The organism is Micromonospora sp. NPDC048843, from assembly GCF_040649965.1.
Classification (GTDB): Bacteria; Actinomycetota; Actinomycetes; order Mycobacteriales; family Micromonosporaceae; genus Micromonospora; species Micromonospora hortensis.
Genome location: NZ_JBEZGJ010000217.1, coordinates 1 through 10413 on the forward strand (window position 1 = coordinate 1; position 10413 = coordinate 10413).

The following is a 10413-nucleotide window of genomic DNA, read 5'->3' on the forward strand; positions in this document are numbered from 1 at the left end:
TCGACGCGGACACCGGCGAGGTACGGCTGTATCGGATGCTCGGGGTCTTCGCGGCGGGGCGGGTGGTGACCGGCGTACACCGTCGGCGGCGACCATTTCGACTGGTCGTTGGACGGCGAACGTCTCACGGTGACGGTACTCAACGGCGAGGGCAGTGGGTTGGCGGCGTCCCTGTTGACCGCCGTCACCGTCAACGCGATGCGCAACGCGCGTCGCTCCGGTGGCGGCCTGGTGGAGCAGGCAGAGCTGGCCTCGGACACGGTCTTCTACCAACACCGGGGCGCCCGGTACGTGGCCACCCTGCTGCTGGAGGTGGACACTCGCCTCGGCCGGGTGCGGGCGGTCGACGCGGGCTCTCCCCATCTGTTGCGGATGCGCGGGTCCACTGTCGAGCCGATGAAGCTGGATCAGCAGCTGCCGCTGGGCATGTTCGCCGAGACCCGCTACGAGCTTCAGGAGGTGCAACTCGCCCCGGGTGACCGGCTCTTCGTGGTCAGTGACGGGGTGTGGGCCGCCGAACCGCCGGGTCAGGAGCCGTACGGGCAGCGGACGATGGCTCGGTCCATGCGCGCCACGCGGCTGCAGCCGCCGGCCGAGGCGGTTGGTACGGTGATGCGCGAACTGCACGCCTATCACGCGGATTCCGATCTGCGCGACGACGCCGTCGTGGTCTGTCTGGACTGGCACGGTCCGCGCGAACGGGGCACGGGGTGAGGTTCGCCGCCGCGTTGCCGGGCGGGCACCAGCGCGACGACGGCAGGGGACATCAGGTGGAGCGACCTGCGGATCTCGCCGCGGCGATCGACGCGGCCGCCGGGACGTTGATCGCCGTGCTGGAGTCGGCCGCGGCGCGGCATCAGGTGCCGCCCACCCAGCTGAGAGTGCTCACGCTGATCTGCGGTCGTCCGGAGACCAACGTCAACGGGTTGGCGGAGCTGCTGGACGTGGTGCCCTCGTCGGCGAGCCGCCTGTGTGACCGGTTGGAGGCGACCGGGCTGTTGCGTCGGGTGGCCGATCCGCGTGACCGGCGTGAGGTGCGGTTGGTGCCGACCGCCGCGGCGTTGACGCTGTTGGGGGAGTTGGCCGAGCGGCGGCAGCGCGCGGTGCAGGCGGTGTTGGACCGGATGCCGGCGCGGATGCAGCACGAGCTGTTGTTGGCGCTGGCCGGGTTCGCTCGGGCGGCGACGTCGGCGCCCGAGCAGCAGACCGATCCCGCCGTCCAGACGGCCTGAGCGCTGTCCCCTCTTCCACTAGTATCCTAGGACGCTCTACGCGTGGTGATCCACGCCACAGTGCGGCACAGCCGCGCCGACAGCCCGAAGCGGCGCCCGGCCAGCGAGAGGAAGCCCGATATAGTGGCAGCGCACCTACCCGGCCCGCGATCATCGAGATCGCGGGCCGCATCAGGGGAGGGGGCCCCGCCCGGGGCCGCAGGGGAGAGCCGGCGCTGGTCGGCCCGACAGCGCGTACGACCCTCAGCCGCGCCCGGCGCTGGCCGGGGGCCCGCGTGCCGTGGAGGAGGATCGGTGTCGCGTCGGCAGGCTCGGGCAGAGCAACCGCGGGACACCGGTGACGAGACTCCCGGCAACCAGGTGCTCACCCTGCCCAACCTGATCAGCTTCGGGCGGCTGCTGGGCGTGCCGCTCTTCCTCTATTTGTTCCTGGTGGCGCGGGCCGACGTGGCGGCGGTCGTGGTGCTGGCCATCGGCGGCACCACCGACTGGGTCGACGGCTGGATCGCCCGCCGCCTGCATCAGGTCAGCCGCCTGGGCGAGCTGCTCGACCCGCTCGCCGACCGGCTCTACATCCTCGCCACCCTGGTCGCCTTCACCGCTCGGGAGGTGGTGCCGTGGCAGTTCACCGCGGCGCTGCTGGCCCGTGAGGTGCTCCTGCTGGCCTCGTTGGCGGTGCTGCGTCGCTACGGGTACGGGCCGCCGCCGGTGCACTACGTGGGCAAGACCGCCACGTTCCTGCTGCTCGCGGCGTTCCCGGTGCTGCTGTTGGCCAGCGCGGCGACCGACGTGGCGACGGCGGCGAGTGCCATCGGTTGGGCGTTGGCCTGGTGGGGACTGGTGCTGTACTGGGTGGCCGGCGGGATGTACGTCGTGCAGGCGGCCCGGCTGGTGCGCGCGGCGCGCGGTCCGGGAGCGGCGGCGTGAGCGCGCCGCGGCTGGGGAAACCCGGCCAGGACCGGGTGTACGCGCCGGACTTCCTCACCGAGCTGTTCCGCAACCCGCTGGATCCGGGGTACGCGGACGCGGCTGCCGCCCGTCGGCGCTCGGTGGAGTCGGCTCCGGCGCGCGGGTGGCGGGCCTTGCCGGCACGGTCGGTGAGCCTGGTCGTGGTGGTGATGCTCGGTTTCCTGTTCGCTGTCGCGTACCGGCAGACGATGGCGGACGAGCCGGGGCGCAGCCAGGCCCGTTCGGGTCTGGTGTCGCAGATCAAGGAGCGGGAGAGCCAGACCGATCGGTTGTCCACGCGGGCGGACCAGTTGCGCGAGGAGGTCAGTCGGCAGCGGGACGCGGCGTTGAGCGGGTCGGCTGCGGCCCGGTTGCGCAACCTGGAGGCGAGCACCGGGCTGGGTCGGGTGCGCGGTGATGGTGTGGTGGTGCGGTTGGCGGATGCGCCGGACAAGGCGGATGCGGTCACCGGTGCCGGCGCTGGGCCGCCGCGGGTGCTCTACAGCGACCTTCAGGGTGTGGCGAACGCGTTGTGGAGTGCTGGCGCGGAGGCGATCGCCATCAACGGGCAGCGGTTGACGTCGACGTCGACGATCCGGTCGGCGGGTGAGGCGATGCTGGTGGATTTCCGGCCGGTGACCGGGCCGTACGAGGTGTCGGCGATCGGGCCCGGTTCGATGCGGCGCAAGTTCGAGGACAGCCGGAACGCGGCGCTGATGCGGAAGGTCGCGCAGGGGACGGGGTTGTCGTTCGGTGTGCGGGAGGCGGATGACCTCACCCTGCCGGCGGCGCCGGAGCCGCAGCTACGCTACGCCAAGCCGTCGGTCAGTCCGAGCCCTTCCGCGTCGGGTGTCCGTTCCGGCAGTCCCGGGTCGTCCGGTCCGGCGACGACTGTTAGCCCCTCCGGAGGTGGCCGATGATCGCGGTGTTGGCGTTGCTCGCCGGTGTGGTGCTGGGTGTGTGGCTTGATCCCACGGTGCCGGCGGCGTTGCAGCCGTACCTGCCGATCGCTGTGGTGGCCGCGTTGGACGCGGTGTTCGGTGGGGTGCGGGCGCGGTTGGATCGCATCTTCGACGACAAGCAGTTCGTGGTGTCGTTCATTTCGAACGTGCTGGTGGCTGGTCTGATCGTGTATCTGGGTGACCAGTTGGGGGTGGGTGGGCAGTTGTCCACCGGTGTGGTCGTTGTGTTGGGTGTGCGTATCTTCGGCAACGTGGCGGCGATCCGTCGGCACCTTTTCCGGGCGTAGGTTGGGTTGCGATGAGTGACGAGCAGACCGACACGGGGACCGGGTGGCCGCAGCCGGCGGGTCCGGTGCGGCCGGGTGGGCCGGCGGGTGAGCCGGATCCGCGGCCGGATGCGCCGGATCCGGATGAGTTGAGTCCGTTGGCGCCGCAGGGGCCGGCGCAGCCGTCGGATGACGAGCCTGCGGCCGACCCTGTGGTGGAGCCGGGTGTGGAGCCGGTCGACGATGGTGCGACGGTGGACCTGAGCGCGGTGTCGCGGTCGGGGGAGCGGCCGGTCGCGGGTTCTGACGGGTTGGCGGAGCCGGTGCAGGAGTCGGCGGCGCCGGTGGTGGCTGGTCGGTCCCGGTGGAGTGCGGCCGGGGTGATGATCGCCGCGTTGTTGGCGTTGCTGGGGTTCACGTTGGTCGTGCAGTTGAAGACGACGTCGACGGATCCGACGCTGGGGGCGACCCGGCAGGAGGACCTGGTCCGGATCCTGTCGGATCTGGATGCGCGGGAGAACCGCCTGCAGCAGGACATCCGGGCTCTGGAGGACAGTCAGCGGCAGTTGCGTTCGGGTGAGCAGGGTCGTCAGGCGGCGTTGGACGAGGCGACGCGGCGGGCGGACGAGTTGGGCATCCTGGCGGGGACGTTGCCGGCGGTGGGTCCCGGGTTGACTGTGCAGTTCGAGGCGGGTGTGGAGGCGATCTCGGCGAACCGGGTGTTGGACGCGGTGCAGGAGCTGCGTGGTGCGGGCGCCGAGGCGATGCAGATTTCCGGTGGGGATCGGGCGACGGTGCGGATCATCGCGTCGACGTACTTCCTCGATGACAACGGGTCGTTGATGGTGGAGGGGCGTCGGTTGTCGGGGCCGTACACGATCACGGTGATCGGTGATCCGGCGACGATGCGTACGGCGTTGAACATTCCTGGTGGGGTGGTGGCGTCGGTCCGGGGTGACGGCGGTAACGTGACGTTTGGGGAGCGTGAGGTTGCCGAGGTTTCGGCGCTGCACGTGCCGATCAAGTTGGAACACGCCCGTCCGGTCTCCTGACCGGCGCGGCCGCGCCGGACCCGGGTGGTCCGGGGCACCGATGGATGAAGGACGCGTCTGGTGATTCCCGAGGATCTGCGATACACCGCCGAGCATGAGTGGGTGGCGGGTGACGGCACGGCTTCGGTCCGGGTCGGCATCACCCACTTCGCGCAGGACGCGCTCGGCGACATCGTGTACGTGCAGTTGCCCGAGGCGGGTGCGGTGGTCGCGGCCGGTGACTCGTTGGGCGAGATCGAGTCGACCAAGAGCGTGTCGGAGATCTACGCGCCGGTGGCCGGTACGGTGGCGGCGCGCAACGACGCGTTGGCTGACACGCCTGAGCTGATCAACACTGATCCGTACGGTGAGGGTTGGTTGGTGGAGATCACGCCGAATGATCCGACTGCGACTGATGGGTTGCTGACGGCGGCCGCGTATCAGAAGATCACCGAAGGCTGAGTGTGCTTGATCCGGTGCGTGGGATGTCTGCGCGCGTCCGGTTGCCCTGCATTTCGGCGCTGGCTAGGCTCGCCCAGTCGACCGAGAACCCAATAGTTGAGCGTTGCGGAATTGCCTTCCCGGGCACGGGGAGCCAGCCGCCGGGTGTTCAAGTGCCCGGCGGCCAGACCCGCCATTACCCGACGCCGACCGAACAGATCCGTGAGGTGGTCCCATGACGCGGCCAGACGACGAGTTCCCCCCACTCGACGTCACTTCGACGCTCAATCTCGGTTCGCTCGACGAAGTGCTGGAGGGGCCGGATACCGATGTGGTGCCGAGCCGGATGTCCGGTTCGTTGCCGCCGGGTATGGCGCTGCTGGTGGTTCGTCGAGGCCCGAATGCGGGTGCCCGGTTCTTGTTGGACCACGATGTGACGACCAGTGGCCGGCACCCGGACAGTGACATCTTCCTGGATGACGTGACGGTGTCGCGTCGGCACGCGGAGTTCCACCGTGATGGTGGGACGTTCACGGTGCGGGACGTGGGCAGCCTGAATGGCACGTACGTCAATCGTGAGCGGGTTGAGGCGGCCACGTTGAGCAATGGTGACGAGGTCCAGATCGGTAAGTTCCGGGTGGTGTTCATCGCCGGTCCGCGCCCGGAGGAGGAGGCCGGCCGGGGGTGAACGAGCCTGCGGCCTCCATGTCACCCGGGGCGGCTCGGTCTGAGCCGCTGATGAGCATCGGTGAGGTGCTTGGGCAGTTGCGGGTGGATTTTCCGGATACCACGATTTCGAAGCTGCGGTTTCTTGAGGCCGAGGGTTTGGTCGAGCCGCAGCGGACGGCGGCGGGTTACCGGAAGTACAGCTGGGACGATGTGGCGCGGTTGCGGTTCGTGTTGACCGCGCAGCGGGACAAGTACCTGCCGTTGCGGGTGATCCGGGAGCAGTTGGCCCAGTGGGATTCGTCCGGTGAGCAGCCGGGGCGGTCGCGGCCGGCGTTGGTGGCGGTCGGTCCCGATGGTGCGGTGCCGGGTCGTGAGTTGGCGGAGCCGGCCGAGTCGTCGCAGGTGCGGCTCGGCCGGGCGGATCTGGTGGCGCGCAGTGGGGTCGACGAGTCGACGTTGGTGGAGTTGGAGCGGCTCGGTGTGCTGGTGTCGGATCCGCCGGGGTGGTATGACGCGGATGCTCTGATCATCGCGTCGGCGGTGGCGGGGTTGGCGGCGTACGGGTTGGAGCCGCGGCACCTGCGGGGTTATCGGACGGCGGCGGACCGGGAGGTTGGTTTGTTCGCGCAGTTGGTGGCCCCGTTGGCGCGGCAGAGTGATCCGGCGGCGCGGGCGCGGGCGGCGGAGACGGCGCGGGAGTTGGTGGCGTTGTCGGAGCAGTTGCACGCGGCGTTGGTGCGGGTGGGGCTGCGGTCGACGTTGGGTCGGTGAGGGTGCCCGGTGGGTGGCGGCTGAGCGGAAAGATCTCTTCCGGGAAGCGTGCCGTAGGCTTGCCGGGGTAACCCCTTTTCGGCGCGGGCGTGGTGCTGTAGCGCATGGGACGGCCGTGTTGCGGTCCGTGTACCGTGCAGGGAAGGGCGCGGTGCGGCGTAGGTGACAACGACACGGAGGCGGCGGTGCGCGAGCTGAGCGTGGTCGGAGTTCGGGTGGAGCTGCCCAGCAACCAGCCGATCGTCCTGCTCAGGGAGGTCGAGGGGGACCGCTATCTGCCGATCTGGATCGGCGCGGTCGAGGCGACGGCTATCGCTTATGAGCAGCAGGGGGTCAAGCCGGCCCGGCCGTTGACGCATGATCTTCTGCGGGATGTGTTGGCGGCGTTGAAGGCGCCCTTGCAGGCGGTGGAGATCACCGAGCTGAAGGAGAACGTCTTCTACGCGGATCTGTTGATCGGCGATGGGGTGCGGGTGTCGGCGCGTCCGAGCGATTCGATCGCGTTGGCGTTGCGGGTTGGTGCGCCGATTCGTTGTGCGGAGCAGGTCCTCAGCGAGGCGGGGATCGTTATCCCTGATGAGCAGGAGGACGAGGTGGAGAAGTTCCGCGAGTTCCTGGAGCAGGTGCGTCCGGAGGATTTCGCGGGCTGAGGTGTGCCCGGGCTCGGTTGGTGATCTTTCTCGGTGGCTGCGCGGCGTGTCGCGTCGGTTCCTCCGTGGTAACCCCTGACGGTGGCGATAGGGTTTCCATGTCGAGGGGTGCGCGTCCCGGAAACGATGCGTCGCCACACTGACGGGGAGGTTGTCCGGATGCACGAGCCGCGGGATTCCGATCCGGGTGCAGAGTTCGACGAGTCGGGTGCCTCGTCGCCAGGTGTGGCGGCTGAGGGTGACGGTTCGGTTGGCTACCGGGGTGTGACGGCCTGCCACGCGGTGGGCATCAGTTACCGGCAGTTGGATTACTGGGCGCGGACGACGCTGGTGGTGCCGAGCGTTCGTGACGCCTCAGGTTCGGGGACGCAGCGGTTGTATTCGTTCCGGGACCTGGTGGTGTTGAAGGTCGTGAAGCGGTTGTTGGATGCGGGGGTGTCCCTGCAGAACATCCGTAAGGCGATCGAGGCGTTGCGGTCGCGTGGTGTGGAGGATCTGGCGGGGATCACGCTGATCTCTGATGGGACGACGGTGTACGAGTGCCGGTCTCCGGAGGAGGTGGTCGACCTGTTGCAGGGTGGCCAGGGGGTCTTCGGCATCGCGATCGGTGGGGCTTTCAAGGAGATCCAGGGGTCGTTGTCGCATCTGCCGGCGGAGCCGGCGACGAGCGGCCCGGTGGAGCCGGCGGTGGCGTCGGGTCCGGATCCGGTGGGTGACGAGTTGGCGGCGCGGCGGGCGCGGCGGCGCGCCGGCTGACCGTTCCGTCTTTCGGTTTTTTTCCGGTTGTTTTCTCGCGACCGTCGGTGACGGTGGTGGGGGTCTATCGGTCGTGTCGGTCCACTGTGGATACTGTGGGTGTCGTGTCGGTGGCCCATTGTGGATATACCCATCGGTAGTGGTGACGCACCGTGTCGTCGTGTTGTCGGGAATCCGATAAGGGGGCGCTGACCGGGGGCGGTTGGCACGCTATGGTCCCTCACGGTTCTGGACCCTTCACCCCCGGAAGGAACGACCGTGACGGTTACGGAAGAGACTGCTCCCGCCTCGCACTACGACCGCATTGGCGGTGCCAGTTCGGTCAAGGCGGCCGTTGAGCTGTTCTATGACAAGGTGCTCGCGGACCCGGAGTTGGCGGGCTATTTCGCTGGCGTGGACATGGCAGGTCAGCGGCGGCATCTGGCGTTGATGTTGACGGTGGTGCTGGGTGGCCCGAACGAGTACACGGGTCGCGGGTTGGCCGAGGCGCACCAGCCGTTGAACATCACTGTGGAGCACTACGCGAAGGTGGGCGAGCACCTGACGGTGACGCTGACCGAGCTGGGGGTGCCGGCGGACATCCTCGCCGACGTGCAGACAGTGCTGGGGCAGGTGCAGGGCCAGGTGGTGGCTGCCGGGAACAGGTCGGGCGCCTGAGCGTGGACGCGGCTCGCCTCAAGCAGAGCTGGTCGGTGGTCGCCGGTCACGGCGACCAGGTGCCGCTCTACTTCTACTCGACGTTGTTCCTCGCCCATCCCGAGACGCGGCAGATGTTCCCCACGAACATGGCCGGTCAGCGGGACCGCCTCGTGACCGCGTTGGGTCACATCGTGTCCAACGTGGACCAGGTCGATGGGTTGGTGGGTTTCCTGCAGGATCTCGGCGCGGATCACCGTAAGTTCGCGGTCCGCGCGGAGCACTATCCGGCGGTCGGTGAGGCGCTGGTGGCCACGTTGCAGCATTTCCTCGCCGAGCAGTGGACCGACGAGTTGGCTGCGGACTGGACGGCGGCGTACGGGTTGGTCGCCCAGGTGATGATGGAGGCCGCGCAGGCCGCTGAGTCGGTCAATCCGCCGTGGTGGGTGGCGGAGATCGTGGCGCATGAGCGGCGGGCGTTCGACGTGGCGGTGTTGACGGTGCGTCCGCAGTATCTGTTGCCGTTCACGCCGGGTCAGTCGATCGGGGTGTCGCACCCGTCGGTGCGGTCGTGGCGGTACTACTCGCCGGCGAACGCGCCGCGGGCGGACGGCACGTTGGAGTTGCATGTGCGGGCCGCGCCGGGTGGTGCGGTGTCGTCGCGGCTGGTGTACGGGTCGGCGGTGGGGGATCGGATCCACCTGGCGGCGCCGGTGGGGGACCGGCTGGGGTTGTGGTCGGCGGGCTCCAGTGACCTGTTGCTGTTGGTGTCGGGTACCGGCTGGGCGCCGGTGAAGGCGTTGGTGGAGCAGGTGGCCGCGGAGGGTTCTCGTCGGCGGGTGGACCTGTATGTGGGTGCCCGGTCCCGTAGCGAGTTCTACGACAGCGATGCGATGGACAAGTTGGCGTCGTCGTATCCGTGGTTGACGGTGACGTACGTGGTCGGTGCCGATGTGCACCGGCCGGGGGAGTTCGTGCAGGCGGTGGACCGGGCGTTGGCCGACGGTGACTGGCGGTCCCGGCACGTGTTCGTGTGTGGGTCGGACGAGATGGTGTCGCACGCGGTGCGGACGTTGGTGCAGGCGGGTTACCACGCGGGTCAGGTGCACCACGAGGGCCTGGGCGCGCAGTGGTACGGCCCGGCGTGGCGGACGGCGGTGCAGCAGTCGGCTGCGGGTGACGCTTCGGGAGGTGGGCACAGGTGAGCGCGAGAAGTGAGCTTGCGAGCCCGGCGGTCGCGAACGGAGGTCTGCGCAGGTGAGTGCGACGCCGATCAGTCGGTATGACGGTGTGCAGGTTTCCGGCGGTGTGCAGGTGCGGATGACCGCGGATCGGGTTCGGCGGTGGGAGTTCGGTGCGGCGTCGTTTGCTCGGCGTGGTTACGACAACGCTGACGTGGACCGGTTCCGGGTGCAGGTCGCTGACGAGTTGGACCTGTTGGCGACGCAGATCGCGACGTTGCGGGCGGAGAACGAGCGGCTGACCGACCGGGTGGAGTTGCACCGGCACGGGGTGATTCCGAGTACGGGGGCGGCGGCGAAGGTTCCGGCGGCGCGGGAGGTGAATCTGCTGTCGGCGGCGCAGCGGGAGGCCGAGCAGATCATCGCGCAGGCCCATGACTACGCGCGTCGGGTCGCCGAGTACGCCCGGGTGCAGTACGAGAGTTACCTGCACGCGGCGGAGGCGGAGGCGAAGCAGGAGGCGGAGCGGGCGGTGGCGGAGTACCGCAGCGCGGCGGGGTCGAGCTTCGACGACACGGTGGCTACCCGGGAGGCGTTGCGGATCTTCGGGGAGATGATGGTGTCGCACATGCAGGCGGCGGCGCGGCATCTCGACGACGGCAGTGAGCAGTTGGCGCGCACGATGGATCGGATCGCGGCGGAGACGCCGGGGGCGCCGTTCGTGGGTGGCGTGGTGGGCCAGTCGGCGTTGCCGCGGCACCAGCAGCGCTGAGTCGCCGGGTGGGGATGACACGGTCGTCTGGCTTGCTCCGCAGCCAGCTCGCCCGTTCCGGGAACTTACGTCGGCGGTGTGGCAGCGCTTTCCCGAGG

13 protein-coding genes and 1 pseudogene are annotated in these 10413 nt (G+C 69.2%); all 14 read left to right on the forward strand.

What is annotated here, in order from left to right; translation table 11 throughout:
• Nucleotides 1-69: 69 nt before the first annotated feature.
• Nucleotides 70-714, forward strand: a pseudogene (locus AB0C20_RS32110) (PP2C family protein-serine/threonine phosphatase); the annotation flags it as partial.
• A gap of 56 nt (nt 715-770) precedes the next feature.
• Nucleotides 771-1232, forward strand: a complete 462-nt coding sequence (locus AB0C20_RS32115) for a MarR family transcriptional regulator (RefSeq protein WP_357187543.1) — start codon at nt 771-773, stop codon at nt 1230-1232.
• A gap of 294 nt (nt 1233-1526) precedes the next feature.
• Nucleotides 1527-2159, forward strand: a complete 633-nt coding sequence (locus AB0C20_RS32120; RefSeq protein ID WP_112673328.1) for a CDP-alcohol phosphatidyltransferase family protein — start codon at nt 1527-1529, stop codon at nt 2157-2159.
• A complete protein-coding gene (locus AB0C20_RS32125) occupies nt 2156-3100 on the forward strand; it encodes a DUF881 domain-containing protein (protein WP_357187547.1) in 945 nt (314 codons plus the stop codon). Before AB0C20_RS32120 ends, AB0C20_RS32125 begins: the two co-directional genes overlap by 4 nt.
• Nucleotides 3097-3429 (forward strand): small basic family protein, encoded by a 333-nt coding sequence (locus tag AB0C20_RS32130; RefSeq protein ID WP_030327710.1) that lies wholly within the window; start codon nt 3097-3099, stop codon nt 3427-3429. Before AB0C20_RS32125 ends, AB0C20_RS32130 begins: the two co-directional genes overlap by 4 nt.
• 11 nt (nt 3430-3440) lie before the next feature.
• Entirely contained in the window at nt 3441-4460 is a 1020-nt protein-coding gene (locus tag AB0C20_RS32135; RefSeq protein WP_357569393.1) for a DUF881 domain-containing protein, read from the forward strand.
• 60 nt (nt 4461-4520) lie between these two features.
• Nucleotides 4521-4901, forward strand: a complete 381-nt coding sequence (gene gcvH / locus AB0C20_RS32140) for a glycine cleavage system protein GcvH (RefSeq protein ID WP_091397961.1) — start codon at nt 4521-4523, stop codon at nt 4899-4901.
• Between the two features lie 214 nt (nt 4902-5115).
• A complete protein-coding gene (locus AB0C20_RS32145; RefSeq protein ID WP_007071101.1) occupies nt 5116-5568 on the forward strand; it encodes an FHA domain-containing protein in 453 nt (150 codons plus the stop codon).
• A 50-nt stretch (nt 5569-5618) separates the two neighbouring features.
• Complete coding sequence (locus AB0C20_RS32150; RefSeq protein WP_203121165.1) at nt 5619-6320, forward strand: MerR family transcriptional regulator; 702 nt, start codon at nt 5619-5621, stop codon at nt 6318-6320.
• A gap of 185 nt (nt 6321-6505) precedes the next feature.
• The gene (locus tag AB0C20_RS32155) at nt 6506-6970 is read left to right on the forward strand and encodes a bifunctional nuclease family protein (RefSeq protein ID WP_030327706.1); all 465 of its coding nucleotides are present in this window, start codon (nt 6506-6508) and stop codon (nt 6968-6970) included.
• Nucleotides 6971-7129: 159 nt separating this feature from the next.
• On the forward strand, nt 7130-7726 hold the full coding sequence (locus AB0C20_RS32160; protein ID WP_145788361.1) for a MerR family transcriptional regulator: 597 nt from the start codon (nt 7130-7132) through the stop codon (nt 7724-7726).
• Between the two features lie 258 nt (nt 7727-7984).
• A complete protein-coding gene (locus AB0C20_RS32165; RefSeq protein WP_357187555.1) occupies nt 7985-8383 on the forward strand; it encodes a group 1 truncated hemoglobin in 399 nt (132 codons plus the stop codon).
• Between the two features lie 2 nt (nt 8384-8385).
• Entirely contained in the window at nt 8386-9567 is a 1182-nt protein-coding gene (locus AB0C20_RS32170) for a globin domain-containing protein (protein ID WP_357187558.1), read from the forward strand.
• Between the two features lie 52 nt (nt 9568-9619).
• The gene (locus AB0C20_RS32175; protein ID WP_112587029.1) at nt 9620-10315 is read left to right on the forward strand and encodes a cell division protein DivIVA; all 696 of its coding nucleotides are present in this window, start codon (nt 9620-9622) and stop codon (nt 10313-10315) included.
• The last annotated feature ends 98 nt before the right edge of the window (nt 10316-10413 follow it).

Bases quoted from the DNA above. Each gene is read 5' to 3' on its own strand.
- AB0C20_RS32135 (WP_357569393.1), top strand. From the start codon at position 3,441: ATGAGTGACGAGCAGACCGACACGGGGACCGGGTGGCCGCAGCCGGCG.
- AB0C20_RS32145 (WP_007071101.1), top strand. From the start codon at position 5,116: ATGACGCGGCCAGACGACGAGTTCCCCCCACTCGACGTCACTTCGACG.
- AB0C20_RS32160 (WP_145788361.1), top strand. From the start codon at position 7,130: ATGCACGAGCCGCGGGATTCCGATCCGGGTGCAGAGTTCGACGAGTCG.
- AB0C20_RS32150 (WP_203121165.1), top strand. From the start codon at position 5,619: ATGAGCATCGGTGAGGTGCTTGGGCAGTTGCGGGTGGATTTTCCGGAT.
- AB0C20_RS32130 (WP_030327710.1), top strand. From the start codon at position 3,097: ATGATCGCGGTGTTGGCGTTGCTCGCCGGTGTGGTGCTGGGTGTGTGG.